Genomic DNA, 15,564 nt, shown 5'->3' with positions numbered 1-15,564 from the left:
TTCGCCGCCCCAGGTCTTGGCGCAGACGGTTGCGATAGCAGCGGTCAGGGTGGTCTTACCGTGGTCAACGTGGCCGATGGTGCCAACGTTGAGGTGCGGTTTGGTACGTTCGAATTTTTCCTTAGCCACGACAGTAAACCTCTTACTTAAAGGGCTGAATCAACCTTGTTTTTTGACGATAGCGTCGACGATGTTGCTCGGCGCTTCCGCGTACTTGGAGAACTCCATGGAGTAGCTCGCACGACCCTGCGACATAGAGCGAACGTCGGTAGCGTAACCAAACATCTCGCCCAGCGGAACCTCGGCGCGGATCACCTTGCCGGAGACGCTGTCTTCCATGCCCTGGATCAGACCGCGACGACGGTTCAGGTCACCCATCACGTCGCCCATGTAATCCTCAGGGGTCACCACCTCGACCTTCATGATCGGCTCAAGCAGTACGGCACCGCCCTTCTGGGACAGCTGCTTGGTGGCCATGGAGGCCGCGATCTTGAACGCCATTTCGTTGGAGTCGACGTCGTGGTAGGAGCCGTCGAACACGGTGGCCTTCAGACCGAGGAGCGGATAGCCGGCGAGAACGCCGTTCTTCATCTGCTCTTCGATACCCTTCTGAATCGCGGGGATGTATTCCTTCGGAACCACACCACCAACGACTTCGTTCTTGAACTCCAGTCCTTCCTGGCCTTCGTCGCACGGCGCGAAGCGAATCCAGCAGTGACCGAACTGACCACGACCGCCGGACTGACGAACGAACTTGCCTTCGATTTCACAGGTGTTGCGAATGGTTTCGCGGTAGGCCACCTGCGGCTTGCCGATGTTGGCCTCGACGTTGAACTCGCGGCGCATGCGGTCGACGATGATGTCCAGGTGCAGCTCGCCCATACCACCGATGATGGTCTGGCCCGATTCTTCGTCGGTCCGCACGCGGAAGGACGGGTCTTCCTGAGCCAGACGGCCCAGCGCAATACCCATCTTCTCCTGGTCAGCCTTGGTCTTGGGCTCCACGGCGACGTGAATCACCGGCTCCGGGAAGTCCATGCGCTCAAGGATGATCGGCTTCTCGATGTCGCACAGGGTGTCACCGGTGGTGACATCCTTCATGCCGATCAGCGCGGCGATGTCGCCGGCGCGCACTTCCTTGATCTCGTCACGCTGGTTGGCGTGCATCTGCACCATACGGCCAACGCGCTCTTTCTTGCCCTTGACCGAGTTGATCACGGAGTCGCCCGAAGACAGCACGCCGGAATACACGCGGGTGAAGGTCAGCGTACCGACGAAGGGGTCGGTGGCGATCTTGAACGCCAGCGCGGAGAACGGGGCATCGTCGGAGGCAACGCGCTCGTCGGTCAGCTCCTCGTTATCCGGGTTGGTACCCTGGATCGGCGGGATGTCGGTCGGTGCCGGCAGGTAGTCGATCACGGCATCGAGAACCAGGGGCACGCCCTTGTTCTTGAACGAGGAACCGCAAACGGCCGGAACGATTTCACAGGCGATGGTGCGCTGACGCAGACCGGCCTTGATCTCTTCGATGGACAGGTCACCCTCTTCCAGGTACTTGTTCATCAGCTCTTCATTGGCTTCGGCAGCAGCCTCGACCAGATTGGAGCGGTATTCCTCGGCCTTGGCCTGCAGTTCAGCCGGAATGGCTTCGTAACGGGGAGTCATGCCCATGTCGGCTTCGTCCCAGTACACGGCCTGCATGGTCATCAGATCGATCTGGCCAATGAAGTTCTCTTCGGAACCGATCGGCAGTTGCAGCGGCACCGGGGTGTGGCCCAGGCGCTTCTTGATCTGGGCGACTACGCGCTCGAAGTTGGCACCCTGACGGTCCATCTTGTTGACGTAGACGATGCGCGGCACACCGTATTTGTTGGCCTGACGCCATACGGTTTCCGACTGCGGCTCAACGCCGGAGGTACCACAGAACACCACCACGGCGCCGTCGAGCACACGCAGGGAGCGCTCCACTTCAATGGTGAAGTCCACGTGACCGGGGGTATCAATCACGTTGACGCGGTACTTGTCGAACTGCTTCTGCGAGCCCTGCCAGAAGGCGGTAACGGCTGCCGAAGTAATGGTGATACCACGCTCCTGCTCCTGCACCATCCAGTCGGTGGTGGAAGCGCCGTCGTGGGTCTCGCCCATCTTGTGGTTCACGCCTGTATAGAACAGGATCCGCTCGGTCGTAGTGGTCTTGCCTGCGTCCACGTGGGCGCAGATACCAATGTTACGGTAGCGGTTGATCGGTGTAGTACGGGCCACGATAAGGTCCTCGTGTGGTCGCTTGAATTAGAAGCGGTAGTGCGAGAACGCCTTGTTGGCCTCGGCCATGCGGTGCACGTCTTCACGCTTCTTGACCGCTGCACCCTTGCCTTCGGAGGCATCCAGCAACTCGCCGGCCAGGCGCAGTGCCATGGATTTCTCACCACGCTTGCGCGCGCTTTCAACCAGCCAACGCATGGCCAGGGCGCTGCGACGAGACGGACGAACTTCGACCGGAACCTGGTAGGTAGCACCGCCGACACGGCGGGACTTCACTTCGACCAGCGGAGCGATGGCGTCGAGAGCTTTTTCGAAGATCTCCAGGGGATCGCTGTTCTTGCGTGCTTTGACAGTGTCCAGAGCACCGTAAACGATGCGCTCGGCCACGGCCTTCTTGCCGCTTTCCATCACGTGGTTCATGAACTTGGCGAGAATCAGGCTTCCGTATTTCGGATCGTCCAGAATCTCACGCTTCGCTGCTACACGACGTCTTGGCATTGATAAGCCCTCAAACGGTCTTCAGGTTAGCCCGGGACCATGACACAACGTCACGCCCGACCTTACTCTTATCGACCCAGATAAAAAAAGTTACTTCGGACGCTTGGCGCCGTACTTGGAACGACCCTGCTTACGATCCTTGACGCCAGAGGTGTCCAGGGAACCGCGCACGGTGTGGTAACGCACACCCGGAAGGTCCTTTACACGACCGCCACGGATCAGCACGACGCTGTGCTCCTGCAGGTTGTGGCCTTCACCACCGATGTACGAGGAAACCTCGAAACCGTTGGTCAGACGCACCCGGCAGACTTTACGCAGTGCGGAGTTGGGTTTTTTCGGAGTGGTGGTGTACACGCGAGTGCACACGCCACGGCGCTGGGGGCAGTTCTGCAGCGCGGGCACGTCGGACTTGTCGACGATGCGCTTGCGCGGCTGACGCACCAGCTGGTTGATAGTTGCCATCTACTAGCTCCACTGTTTTGTCTTTCGACACAATCGCTTTCCGAAGAAAGCAAAATGGCAGAGCAACACGCCCTGCCAAATTTAGGGGTGCGTGAGTTTAAAGAGAGCTCAACGCCCCGTCAAGGCTAAGCCCGGGCGACTGGCGCCCGGGCTCTTCCTCAGCCGGCGCTGGAGTTCAGCGCTTCGGTCAGTGCGGCTTCGACTTCGTCGGCACTCACACGCATCGGCTTTTCGGCATCGCGACGGCGCTTGCGCTCGCTGTGATAGGCCAGACCGGTACCCGCCGGGATCAGACGGCCCACCACCACGTTCTCCTTCAGACCACGCAGGTAGTCGCGCTTGCCGGTCACGGCAGCCTCGGTCAGCACGCGCGTGGTTTCCTGGAAGGAAGCCGCGGAGATGAACGACTCGGTCGACAGCGACGCCTTGGTGATACCCAGCAATACTCGGGCGTACTTGGCCGGGAACTTGTCCTCGGTGGACAGGCGCTCGTTCTCGCCCAGCACCGCAGTCAGCTCGACCTGGTCGCCCTTGATGAAGCTGGAGTCGCCGGCTTCGGTGATCTCGACCTTGCGCAGCATCTGACGCAGGATGGTCTCGATGTGCTTGTCGTTGATCTTCACGCCTTGCAGACGGTAGACGTCCTGGATCTCGTTGACGATGTAACGGGCCAGCGCGCTGACACCCAGCAGACGCAGGATGTCGTGCGGGTCGCTTGGACCGTCGGAGATCACTTCACCCTTGTTCACCTGTTCGCCTTCGAACACGTTCAGGTGACGCCACTTCGGAATCAGCTCCTCGTAAGGATCGCTACCATCGTTCGGAGTGATGACCAGGCGGCGCTTGCCCTTGGTTTCCTTGCCGAAGGAGATGGTGCCGCTGATTTCCGCCAGGATCGACGCTTCCTTCGGACGACGCGCTTCGAACAGGTCGGCAACGCGGGGCAGACCACCGGTGATGTCGCGGGTCTTGGAGGTTTCCTGCGGGATACGCGCCAGCACGTCACCCACACTGACCTGGGCGCCGTCGGTCACACCAACGATCGCCTTGGCCGGCAGCAGGTACTGCGCCGGTACGTCGGTACCCGGGAGCAACAGCTCCTTGCCCTTTTCGTCGACCAGCTTGATCGCCGGACGGATGTCCTTGCCAGCGGCGGGACGCTCGTTGGGATCGAGAATCTCGATGCTGGACAGGCCGGTCAGCTCATCCACCTGACGGCGGATGGTGATGCCCTCTTCCATGCCCACGAAGGTCACCAGACCCTTCATTTCGGTGACGATCGGGTGGGTGTGCGGATCCCACTTGGCCACGATGGCACCGGCATCGACCTTGTCGCCTTCCTTCGCGGAAACGACGGCACCGTACGGCAGCTTGTAGCGCTCGCGCTCGCGACCGAAGTCGTCGGCAACCGCCAGTTCACCGGAACGGGAGACCGACACCAGGGCGCCGTCACCACGTACCACGTGCTTCATGTTGATCAGACGGATGGTACCGCCGTTCTTCACCTGCACGCTGTCTGCAGCCGAGGTTCGGCTGGCCGCACCACCGATGTGGAAGGTACGCATGGTCAGCTGAGTACCCGGCTCACCGATCGACTGGGCAGCGATAACACCCACCGCCTCACCGATGTTGACGCGGTGACCACGGGCCAGGTCGCGACCATAGCAGCAGGAGCAGATGCCGTGGCGCGTTTCGCAGGTGATCGCCGAACGCACGACGATCTCGTCGATGCTGTTGCGCTCGATGAACTCGACCAGCTTCTCGTCGATCAGCGTGCCGGCCGGCAGCAGCACCTCTTCGGTACCGGGCTTGAGCACATCGCGAGCCACGACACGACCCAGCACGCGCTCGCCCAGCGGCTCGACCACGTCGCCACCTTCGATGTGCGGCGTCATGATCAGGCCCTGCTCGGTGCCACAGTCGATCTCGGTCACCACCAGATCCTGTGCCACGTCGACGAGACGACGGGTCAGGTAACCGGAGTTCGCGGTCTTCAGTGCGGTATCCGCCAGACCCTTACGTGCACCGTGGGTCGAGATGAAGTACTGCAGAACCGACAGACCCTCACGGAAGTTCGCGGTGATCGGCGTCTCGATGATCGAGCCGTCCGGCTTGGCCATCAGGCCACGCATACCGGCCAGCTGACGGATCTGGGCCGCGGAACCCCGCGCACCGGAGTCCGCCATCATGTACATGGAGTTGAACGACTCCTGCAGGACTTCCTTGCCTTCGCGATCGATGACCTTGTCCTTGGACAGGTTGGCCATCATCGCCTTGGACACTTCATCGTTGGCCTTGGACCAGAGGTCGATCACCTTGTTGTACTTCTCGCCCTGGGTCACCAGGCCGGAGGCGTACTGGGCTTCGATCTCCTTCACTTCCTCTGTGGCGGCATCGATGATGCGGGCCTTCTCGGCCGGGATCTCGAAATCGTTCACGCCGATGGAGACGCCGGAAATCGTCGAGTAGGCGAAACCGGTGTACATCAGCTGGTCGGCGAAGATCACGGTGTCCTTCAGGCCGACGGTACGGTAGGCCTGGTTGATCAGCTTGGAGATTGCCTTCTTCTTCATCGGCTGGTTGACGACGTCGAAGGACAGACCCTTGGGCACGATCTGGAACAGCAGCGCACGGCCGACAGTGGTGTCGACGATACGGGTATTCTCCACCACAGAGCCGTCCTTCTGCTTGACGGTCTCGTGGATACGTACCTTGATCTTGGCGTGCAGGGACACTTCGCGCGCACCGAAGGTGCGGTCGACTTCCTGCAGGTCAGCGAACACGCGCCCTTCGCCCTTGGCATTGATGGCTTCGCGGGTCATGTAGTACAGACCCAGCACCACGTCCTGCGAAGGAACGATGATCGGCTCGCCGTTGGCGGGCGACAGCACGTTGTTGGTGGACATCATCAGCGCGCGCGCTTCCAACTGGGCCTCGAGGGTCAGCGGTACGTGCACGGCCATCTGGTCACCGTCGAAGTCGGCGTTGTACGCGGCGCACACCAGCGGGTGCAGCTGCAGGGCCTTGCCTTCGATCAGCACGGGCTCGAACGCCTGGATACCCAGACGGTGCAGGGTCGGCGCGCGGTTGAGCAGTACCGGATGTTCGCGGATGACTTCGGCGAGCACGTCCCAGACCTCGGGCAGCTCGCGCTCGACCATCTTCTTGGCGGCCTTGATGGTGGTCGCCAGGCCCCGGGCTTCCAGCTTGCCGAAGATGAACGGCTTGAACAGTTCCAGGGCCATCTTCTTGGGCAGGCCGCACTGGTGCAGACGCAGGGTCGGGCCCACGGTGATCACGGAACGACCGGAGTAGTCGACGCGCTTACCGAGCAGGTTCTGACGGAAACGACCCTGCTTACCCTTGATCATGTCGGCCAGGGACTTCAGCGGGCGCTTGTTGGAGCCAGTGATGGCGCGGCCGCGACGGCCGTTGTCCAGCAGGGCGTCGACCGCTTCCTGCAGCATACGCTTTTCGTTGCGCACGATGATGTCCGGCGCAGCCAGATCGAGCAGGCGCTTCAGACGGTTGTTACGGTTGATCACCCGACGATACAGGTCGTTCAGGTCGGAGGTCGCGAAGCGGCCGCCATCCAGCGGCACCAGCGGACGCAGGTCCGGCGGCAGCACCGGCAGAACGGTCAGCACCATCCACTCCGGCTTGTTGCCGGACTGCTGGAAGGCTTCCATGAGCTTCAGGCGCTTGGACAGCTTCTTGATCTTGGTTTCCGAGTTGGTCTGCGGGATTTCCTCACGCAGGCGAGCGGTCTCGTGGTCCAGATCGATGCTCATCAGCAGTTCGCGAACCGCCTCGGCGCCCATACGTGCGTCGAAGTCGTCACCGAACTCCTCGAGGGCTTCGAAGTACTGCTCGTCGTTCAGCAGCTGGCCCTTCTCCAGGGTGGTCATGCCCGGATCGATCACCACGTAGCTCTCGAAATAGAGCACGCGCTCGATGTCACGCAGGGTCATGTCCAGCAGCAGACCGATACGGGACGGCAGGGACTTCAGGAACCAGATGTGGGCAACCGGCGAGGCCAGCTCGATGTGCGCCATGCGCTCACGACGCACCTTGGCCAGCGCGACTTCGACGCCGCACTTCTCGCAGATCACGCCGCGGTGCTTGAGGCGCTTGTACTTTCCGCACAGGCACTCGTAGTCCTTCACCGGGCCGAAGATCTTGGCGCAGAACAGGCCGTCGCGCTCCGGCTTGAAGGTACGGTAGTTGATGGTTTCCGGCTTTTTCACTTCGCCGAAAGACCAGGACCGGATCATCTCCGGCGAAGCCAGACCGATACGGATCGCATCGAACTCTTCTTGACCCTGGTTTTTCAACAGATTCAGCAAGTCTTTCAAGGCCTTTCCTCCTCACGGACCTGCGGCGGCCGGCCGTGCCGGGCGCCGCATGGCGGTGCGTGTTATTCGGTTTCCAGTTCGATGTCGATACCCAGGGAACGGATTTCCTTGATCAACACGTTGAAGGACTCGGGCATGCCGGCCTCCATGCGGTGATCGCCGTCCACGATGTTCTTGTACATCTTGGTCCGGCCGTTCACGTCGTCCGACTTGACGGTCAGCATTTCCTGCAGGGTGTAGGCGGCGCCATAGGCTTCCAGCGCCCAGACTTCCATCTCCCCGAAACGCTGGCCACCGAACTGCGCCTTGCCACCCAGCGGCTGCTGGGTGACCAGGCTGTAGGAACCGGTGGAACGCGCGTGCATCTTGTCGTCGACCAGGTGGTTGAGCTTGAGCATGTACATGTAGCCGACGGTGGTCGGACGCTCGAAGGCGTTACCGGTGCGACCGTCGTACAGGCGCATCTGCCCGCTTTCCGGCAGGTCCGCCAGGCGCAGCATGGCCTTGATCTCGCTTTCCTTGGCACCATCGAACACCGGGGTGGCCATGGGCACGCCCTTGCGCAGGTTGGCTGCCAGCTCAAGGATCTCCTGGTCACTGAAGGTGTCCAGCTCTTCCTTGCGACGACCACCGATCTCGTTGTACACCTGATTCAGGAACTCACGCAGCTCGGCGACCTTGCGCTGCTCTTCGAGCATGCGGTTGATCTTTTCGCCCAGCCCCTTGGCCGCCAGGCCCAGGTGCGTTTCCAGAATCTGGCCGACGTTCATACGCGATGGTACGCCCAGCGGGTTCAGCACGATGTCGACCGGCACGCCGTGTTCGTCATGGGGCATGTCTTCGATCGGCATGATCACCGACACCACACCCTTGTTACCGTGACGACCGGCCATCTTGTCGCCCGGCTGAATGCGGCGCTTGATGGCCAGGTAGACCTTGACGATCTTGAGTACGCCCGGCGCCAGGTCATCGCCCTGCTGCAGCTTGCGCTTCTTGTCTTCGAACTTCTCGTCCAGCAGCTGGCGACGGTCAGCCACATACGCCTGAGCCTTTTCCAGCTGCTCGTTGAGCGCGTCGTCGGCCATGCGCAGCTTGAACCACTGGCCGTGTTCCAGGCCGGCAAGAATCTCGCTGGTGATGACAGTGCCCTTCTTCAGGCCGGCGCCGCCTTCGGCGACTGCGCCCACCAGGGCCGCGCTCAGACGCTCGAAGGTCGCGCCTTCGACGATGCGGAACTCTTCGTTGAGGTCCTTGCGGATCTCGTCGAGTTGCTGCTTCTCGATCGCCAGGGCACGGGAGTCGCGCTCCACGCCGTCACGGGTGAACACCTGCACATCGATGACAGTACCCTTGGTACCGGTCGGTACACGCAGGGAAGTGTCCTTCACGTCGCTGGCCTTCTCACCGAAGATCGCGCGCAGCAGCTTCTCTTCCGGAGTCAGCTGGGTCTCGCCCTTCGGGGTGACCTTGCCGACCAGGATGTCGCCTGCCATGACTTCGGCACCGACATACACGATGCCGGCTTCGTCCAGCTTGTTCAGCGCGGCCTCACCGACGTTCGGAATGTCCGCAGTGATTTCTTCCGGGCCGAGCTTGGTGTCACGGGCCACACAGGTCAGTTCCTGGATGTGGATGGTGGTCAGGCGGTCTTCCTGAACCACGCGCTCGGACAGGCAGATGGAGTCTTCGAAGTTGAAGCCGTTCCACGGCATGAACGCAACGCGCAGGTTCTGACCCAGCGCCAGCTCGCCCATGTCGGTGGACGGACCGTCGGCCATGATGTCGCCACGCGCAACCACGTCACCCTTATTCACCAGCGGACGCTGGTTGATGCAGGTGTTCTGGTTGGAGCGGGTGTACTTGGTGAGGTTGTAGATGTCGACGCCGGCTTCGCCGGTTTCGACTTCGGCGTCGTTGACGCGCACCACGATGCGGCTGGCATCGACCGAGTCGATCACGCCGCCACGACGGGCGACCACGCAGACACCGGAGTCACGGGCGACGTTGCGCTCCATGCCGGTACCCACCAGCGGCTTGTCGGAGCGCAGGGTCGGCACGGCCTGACGCTGCATGTTCGAACCCATCAGTGCACGGTTGGCGTCGTCGTGCTCGAGGAACGGAATCAGCGAGGCAGCGACGGAAACAACCTGCTTGGGCGATACGTCCATCAGGGTGACGTCTTCCGGCGCCTTCACGGTGAATTCGTTCAGATGACGGACGTTCACCAGCTCTTCGACCAGCTCGCCTGCTTCGTTCAACTTGGCAGAGGCCTGGGCAATGACGTGATCGGACTCTTCGATAGCGGACAGGAAGACGATCTCGTCGGTGACCTTGCCGCCCTTGACCACGCGGTACGGGCTTTCCAGGAAGCCATAGCGGTTGGTGCGGGCATAGGTGGCCAGCGAGTTGATCAGGCCGATGTTCGGACCTTCGGGGGTTTCGATCGGGCAGACGCGACCATAGTGGGTCGGGTGCACGTCACGGACTTCGAAGCCGGCGCGCTCGCGGGTCAGACCGCCCGGGCCGAGTGCAGAGACGCGGCGCTTGTGGGTGATCTCGGAGAGCGGGTTGTTCTGGTCCATGAACTGCGAGAGCTGGCTGGAACCGAAGAACTCCTTGACCGCAGCAGCCACCGGCTTGGCGTTGATCAGGTCCTGCGGCATCAGGCCTTCGCTTTCCGCCATGGACAGGCGTTCCTTGACCGCGCGCTCGACGCGCACCAGGCCCACGCGGAACTGGTTCTCGGCCATTTCGCCCACACAGCGGACGCGACGGTTGCCCAGGTGGTCGATGTCATCGACCACGCCCTTGCCGTTACGGATGTCGACCAGGGTCTTGAGCACGTCGATGATGTCTTCCTTGGACAGGACGCCAAGGCCTTCAATCTCGGTGCGACCGATACGACGGTTGAACTTCATGCGACCGACCGCGGACAGGTCGTAACGCTCGGCGCTGAAGAACAGGTTGTTGAACAGCGTCTCGGCGGCGTCCTTGGTCGGCGGCTCGCCGGGACGCATCATGCGGTAGATCTCGACCAGTGCTTCCAGCTGGTTGCTGGTGGAGTCGATCTTCAGGGTGTCGGAGATGAACGGACCGCAGTCGATCTCGTTGGTGTAGAGCGTTTCGAAGCGACTGACCTGGGCCTTGACGATCTTGGCCAGCGCCTCGGTAGTCAGTTCGGTGTTGCACTCGATGACGATCTCGCCGGTGACCGGGTGCACGATCGCCTTGGCGGTGGTACGACCCAGCACGTACTCGATCGGGACTTCGAGCTCCTTGAGCCCGGCCTTCTCGATCTGGTTGATGTGACGAGCGGTGATACGACGGCCTTGCTCGACAATCAGCTTGCCGTTCTCGTCCTTGATGTCGAACGCGGCGATTTCACCACGCAGGCGCTGCGGAACCAGTTCCAGGTTCAGCATTTCACCCTTGAGGTGGAAAACGTTGGTGTCGTAGAACTGCGCGAGGACTTCTTCCGCGCCATAGCCGAGCGCGCGCAGCAACACGGTCGCCGGCAGCTTGCGGCGACGGTCGATACGCACGAAGACCGCGTCTTTCGGATCGAACTCGAAGTCCAGCCAGGAGCCACGGTAGGGAATGATTCGTGCCGAGTAGAGCAGCTTGCCCGAGCTGTGGGTCTTGCCGCGGTCGTGATCGAAGAACACACCCGGAGAACGGTGCAGCTGGGAAACGATCACGCGCTCGGTACCGTTGATGATGAAGGTACCGTTCTCGGTCATCAGGGGGATTTCCCCCATGTAGACTTCCTGCTCCTTGATGTCCTTGATTGCCTTGCTCGACGATTCCTTGTCGAAAATGATCAGTCGAACCTTCACACGCAACGGCACCGCGAAGGTTACGCCGCGCAGCACGCATTCCTTGACATCGAAAGCCGGCTCGCCCAGACGGTAGCCGACGTATTCCAGGGCAGCGTTGCCCGAATAGCTGATGATCGGGAATACGGACTTGAAGGCCGCATGCAGGCCAACGTCGCGGAACTGCTCCTTGCTCACTCCTTGCTGCAGGAATTCGCGATACGAATCCAGTTGGATGGCCAGGAGGTAAGGCACATCCATCACGTCCGGCAACTTGCTAAAGTCCTTGCGGATACGTTTTTTCTCAGTGTATGAGTAAGCCATCAGCGTTCCCCAGCTTGGTCACCTGCTTGTTTGGCTTCTCCGACGGGAGCAGCCAGCAAATCGTGCAGATCACAGATCTGCGCCACCTGTCGGTGGTGTGTTACAGGCAGCCCATAGAAAGCCACCTATAACGGAAAAAGGCCGGTGGCAACTGCCACCAGCCATCAGCCTTACGCGAAACGCCCAGGCTGTAGACGCAAGGACTGAGCTTACTTGAGCTCGACCTTGGCGCCTGCTTCTTCCAGAGCCTTCTTGGCGGCTTCGGCTTCTTCCTTGGAAGCGCCTTCCTTCACCACGCCAGGAGCGCCGTCGACCACAGCCTTGGCTTCCTTCAGGCCCAGACCGGTCAGCTCGCGAACAACCTTGATGACGTTGACTTTCTTGTCGCCAGCGTCGGTCAGGATGATGTTGAACTCGGTTTGCTCTTCAACAACGGCAGCGGCAGCGGCCGGGCCGGCAGCAACAGCGGCAGCGGCGGTAACGCCGAACTTCTCTTCCATCGCCTTGATCAGTTCAACGATCTGCATGACGGACATTTCGGAAACGGCGTTGATGATGTCTTCGTTGGTCAGAGCCATGACTCTAATTCCTGTATTGGGGGATGGCTTGCTGCCATCTAATTAAACGAATAAGCGAGTAGACGATGCCCTGCGCACTTAGGCGGCAGTGGCTTCCTTCTGATCGCGAATAGCTGCCAGAGTACGAGCCAGCTTGCTGGTAGCGCCTTGGATGACGCTCATCAGCTGTGCAACGGCTTCGTTGTAGGTCGGCAGGGTTGCCAGCACGTCGATCTGATTGGCTGCGAGGAACTGACCCTCAAATGCAGCGGCCTTGATCTCGAACTTGTCCTGACCCTTGGCGAACTCCTTGAAGATACGAGCGGCAGCGCCCGGATGTTCGGTGGAGAAAGCGATCAGGGTCGGGCCTTTGAACACGTCGTTGAGCACGTCAAACTGAGTGCCTTCAACGGCGCGCTTGAGCAGGGTGTTACGCACGACACGCACGTACACACCAGCCTCGCGGGCCTCTTTACGGAGTCCGGTCATGGCCCCTACAGTCACGCCACGGGCATCAGCCACGACAGCGGACAGGGCAGTTTTGGCAGCCTCGTTGACTTCAGCGACGATGGCTTTCTTGTCTTCGAGTTTAATTGCCACGGGTACACTCCTGGATTTACCAATCCGAAGGGCCGAGACCCTTCGGGGTTCTGGTGTCTGATTCGGAGACCGAATCGGGAGCACCATCTGCGTAGGCCGAACGTTTAAGGCTTTCGCCACCTACGGTCTTGGACGGCCCCCGCCAGGCAGGGACCCCAATACAGCGCGACAGCCGAAGCTGTCGCACAGGTCTTAGGCTTCAAGAGAAGCCTGATCGATCTGCAGACCCGGGCCCATGGTGGAGCTCAGGGTGATGCGCTTGACGTACACGCCCTTGGAGGTGGACGGCTTCAGGCGCTTCAGATCAGCCAGCAGGGCTTCCACGTTCTGCTTCAGCTTCAGCGGCTCGAAATCGATCTTGCCCACGGAAGCGTGAATAATACCGTTCTTGTCGGTACGGAAACGAACCTGACCAGCCTTGGCGTTCTTCACAGCAGTGGCCACGTCGGGAGTCACGGTGCCTACCTTCGGGTTTGGCATCAGGCCACGCGGGCCCAGTACCTGGCCCAGTTGGCCAACCACACGCATGGCGTCCGGGGAAGCGATGACCACGTCGTAGCTCAGGTCGCCACCCTTCATTTCGGCAGCCAGGTCGTCCATGCCAACGCGCTCGGCGCCAGCGGCCAGAGCAGCTTCGGCAGCCGGACCCTGAGCAAACACCGCTACACGGACGCTCTTGCCGGTGCCGTTCGGCAGCACGGTAGCACCGCGAACCACTTGATCGGATTTGCGCGGATCAACGCCCAGGTTGATGGCGATGTCCACGGATTCCTTGAACTTGCTGGAGGGCAGCTCAGCGAGCAGTGCAGCGGCTTCTTCGAAGCCGTACAGCTTGCCAGCCTGAACCTTCTCGGCAATTGCCTTCTGGCGCTTGGTCAGCTTGGCCATTACACACCCTCCACGTTGAGGCCCATGCTGCGGGCAGAGCCGGCGATGGTGCGCACCGCAGCGTCCAGATCGGCAGCAGTCAGGTCAGCCTGCTTGGACTTGGCAATGTCTTCCAGCTGAGCACGGGTGACGGTGCCCACCTTCTGGGTATTCGGACGAGCAGAGCCGCTGGTGATACCTGCGGCCTTCTTCAGCAGAACGGCAGCAGGAGTACTCTTCACTTCGAAGGTGAAGCTGCGATCGCTGTAAACGGTGATGATCACCGGAGTCGGCAGACCGGGCTCCATGCCCTGAGTCTTGGCGTTGAACGCCTTGCAGAACTCCATGATGTTGACGCCATGCTGACCCAGAGCGGGACCGACCGGCGGCGAGGGGTTGGCCTGAGCGGCCTTCACCTGCAGCTTGATATAAGCTGTGATTTTCTTTGCCATTTGTAGCTCCGTTGCGGGTTAAACGCCCTTGGGCTCCCCGGTTTCTTTCAAGTAAATCCCAGTGACGACAAAACCCCGCAACAAAGGCTGCGGGGTTACGGGACAGGTCGCCAGGCTAGACTTTCTCTACCTGGCTGAATTCCAGCTCCACCGGAGTGGAACGACCGAAGATCAGGACTGCAACCTGAATTCGGCTCTTTTCGTAATTGACTTCTTCGACTACACCATTGAAATCAGCGAACGGCCCATCAATCACACGAACCGTTTCTCCCGGCTCAAACAGGGTCTTGGGCTTCGGCTTGTCACCGCTATCGGCAACGCGACGCAGAATAGCCTCAGCTTCGCGATCAGTAATCGGCGCAGGGCGATCCGCAGTACCACCAATGAAACCCATCACCCGAGGAGTGTCTTTTACCAGGTGCCAGGCCGCTTCGTTCATTTCCATCTGGACCAGCACATATCCTGGAAAGAACTTGCGCTCACTCTTGCGCTTCTGACCGTTACGCATCTCCACCACCTCTTCGGTGGGGACAAGGATCTCGCCAAACAGATCCTCCATACCGGCCAGCTTGACACGCTCGATCAGCGAGCGCATGACATGCTTCTCGTAACCCGAGTAAGCATGTACGACATACCAACGCTTAGCCACGTAGCACCCTTAACCCACAATCAAAGAAACGAGCCAACCGAGAAGGGAATCGAGCCCCCACAGCAGCAGCGCCATAATGAGAACGACCGCAACCACGATCAGCGTGGTCTGCGTTGTTTCCTGACGGGTCGGCCAGACAACCTTGCGGATCTCTGCGCGCGCCTCTTTGGCAAGCACCAGGAAGGCACTCCCCTTCACCGTACGCGTCGCCACCCAGGCAGCCACAACGGCCAGGACCAACAGAACCAGAACCCTGTAAAGCAGCGGCTCGGCAGAGAAAACCTGGTTACCGACTACACCCGCCGCCACGATCACAGCGACTGCAAGCCACTTGAGCAGATCAAAGCGACCTTCTTTTGCTTCAACCTTGGTGTTCATCTGCTTGGATCCTGTCAGGGAAAATTGCCAGACTCACGAGAATCTGGCAGGCCAGGAGGGAATCGAACCCCCAACCTGCGGTTTTGGAGACCGCCGCTCTGCCAATTGAGCTACTGGCCTGGAACTCGAATCAGGCCGGCAATTATGCCGACCTGAGAAAGGAAGATCAACCGATTACTCGAGGATCTTGGCAACCACGCCGGCGCCAACGGTACGGCCACCTTCGCGAATCGCGAAACGCAGGCCGTCTTCCATGGCGATCGGAGCGATCAGGGTGACGGTCATCCCTGTCTCTTATAGCCATTTGACGCTGCCGACGACCGCTCAAGGAGAAATTCTTGTGCG

The 15,564-nt window shown here is 60.6% G+C and carries 12 protein-coding genes, 1 tRNA gene and 1 pseudogene; all 14 read right to left on the bottom strand.

Translation table 11 applies throughout. The features are described 5' to 3' along the window. Positions 1-129 (bottom strand): GTP-binding protein (locus tag SF06_RS18170; protein WP_234703346.1); only part of this gene is annotated, 129 nt, incomplete at its 3' end. A gap of 30 nt (positions 130-159) precedes the next feature. Further along, complete coding sequence (gene fusA, locus SF06_RS17300) at positions 160-2,262, bottom strand: elongation factor G (RefSeq protein WP_039562845.1); 2,103 nt, start codon at positions 2,260-2,262, stop codon at positions 160-162. Between the two features lie 27 nt (positions 2,263-2,289). Further along, positions 2,290-2,760 carry a 30S ribosomal protein S7 gene (gene rpsG / locus SF06_RS17295; RefSeq protein ID WP_027591032.1) on the bottom strand — a complete coding sequence of 157 codons (471 nt, stop codon included), beginning with the start codon at positions 2,758-2,760 and terminating at the stop codon, positions 2,290-2,292. Between the two features lie 90 nt (positions 2,761-2,850). Next, positions 2,851-3,222 (bottom strand): 30S ribosomal protein S12, encoded by a 372-nt coding sequence (gene rpsL / locus SF06_RS17290; RefSeq protein WP_027591033.1) that lies wholly within the window; start codon positions 3,220-3,222, stop codon positions 2,851-2,853. Between the two features lie 158 nt (positions 3,223-3,380). Beyond that, positions 3,381-7,577 carry a DNA-directed RNA polymerase subunit beta' gene (gene rpoC, locus SF06_RS17285; RefSeq protein WP_039562842.1) on the bottom strand — a complete coding sequence of 1,399 codons (4,197 nt, stop codon included), beginning with the start codon at positions 7,575-7,577 and terminating at the stop codon, positions 3,381-3,383. Between the two features lie 62 nt (positions 7,578-7,639). Beyond that, entirely contained in the window at positions 7,640-11,716 is a 4,077-nt protein-coding gene (rpoB, locus tag SF06_RS17280) for a DNA-directed RNA polymerase subunit beta (protein ID WP_027591035.1), read from the bottom strand. 209 nt (positions 11,717-11,925) lie between these two features. Next, positions 11,926-12,294 (bottom strand): 50S ribosomal protein L7/L12, encoded by a 369-nt coding sequence (gene rplL / locus SF06_RS17275; protein ID WP_027591036.1) that lies wholly within the window; start codon positions 12,292-12,294, stop codon positions 11,926-11,928. A 78-nt stretch (positions 12,295-12,372) separates the two neighbouring features. After that, positions 12,373-12,873, bottom strand: a complete 501-nt coding sequence (gene rplJ, locus SF06_RS17270; RefSeq protein WP_027591037.1) for a 50S ribosomal protein L10 — start codon at positions 12,871-12,873, stop codon at positions 12,373-12,375. 192 nt (positions 12,874-13,065) lie between these two features. Beyond that, entirely contained in the window at positions 13,066-13,761 is a 696-nt protein-coding gene (rplA, locus tag SF06_RS17265) for a 50S ribosomal protein L1 (protein WP_027591038.1), read from the bottom strand. After that, positions 13,761-14,192 (bottom strand): 50S ribosomal protein L11, encoded by a 432-nt coding sequence (rplK, locus tag SF06_RS17260; RefSeq protein ID WP_027591039.1) that lies wholly within the window; start codon positions 14,190-14,192, stop codon positions 13,761-13,763. The genes rplA and rplK overlap by 1 nt, the downstream gene beginning before the upstream one ends. A 115-nt stretch (positions 14,193-14,307) precedes the next feature. After that, a complete protein-coding gene (nusG, locus tag SF06_RS17255; protein WP_027591040.1) occupies positions 14,308-14,841 on the bottom strand; it encodes a transcription termination/antitermination protein NusG in 534 nt (177 codons plus the stop codon). 9 nt (positions 14,842-14,850) lie between these two features. Next, positions 14,851-15,219: a preprotein translocase subunit SecE gene (gene secE, locus SF06_RS17250; protein WP_027591041.1), complete on the bottom strand. Its 369-nt coding sequence runs from the start codon at positions 15,217-15,219 to the stop codon at positions 14,851-14,853. A gap of 44 nt (positions 15,220-15,263) precedes the next feature. Continuing rightward, positions 15,264-15,339, bottom strand: a tRNA-Trp gene (locus tag SF06_RS17245). A 54-nt stretch (positions 15,340-15,393) separates the two neighbouring features. Beyond that, positions 15,394-15,504, bottom strand: a pseudogene (locus SF06_RS18165) (EF-Tu C-terminal domain-related protein); the annotation flags it as partial. Between the last annotated feature and the right edge of the window lie 60 nt (positions 15,505-15,564).

The organism is Pseudomonas flexibilis, from assembly GCF_000802425.1.
Taxonomy (GTDB): domain Bacteria; phylum Pseudomonadota; class Gammaproteobacteria; order Pseudomonadales; family Pseudomonadaceae; genus Serpens; species Serpens flexibilis.
The sequence above is the reverse complement of the archived record's forward strand: the minus strand, read 5'-3'. Positions and strand labels throughout refer to the sequence as shown.

Coding starts and splice junctions, on each gene's coding strand:
- rpsL (WP_027591033.1), bottom strand. CDS start 3,222: ATGGCAACTATCAACCAGCTGGTGCGTCAGCCGCGCAAGCGCATCGTC.
- rpsG (WP_027591032.1), bottom strand. CDS start 2,760: ATGCCAAGACGTCGTGTAGCAGCGAAGCGTGAGATTCTGGACGATCCG.
- rpoB (WP_027591035.1), bottom strand. CDS start 11,716: ATGGCTTACTCATACACTGAGAAAAAACGTATCCGCAAGGACTTTAGC.
- secE (WP_027591041.1), bottom strand. CDS start 15,219: ATGAACACCAAGGTTGAAGCAAAAGAAGGTCGCTTTGATCTGCTCAAG.
- rplL (WP_027591036.1), bottom strand. CDS start 12,294: ATGGCTCTGACCAACGAAGACATCATCAACGCCGTTTCCGAAATGTCC.
- rplA (WP_027591038.1), bottom strand. CDS start 13,761: ATGGCCAAGCTGACCAAGCGCCAGAAGGCAATTGCCGAGAAGGTTCAG.
- rplK (WP_027591039.1), bottom strand. CDS start 14,192: ATGGCAAAGAAAATCACAGCTTATATCAAGCTGCAGGTGAAGGCCGCT.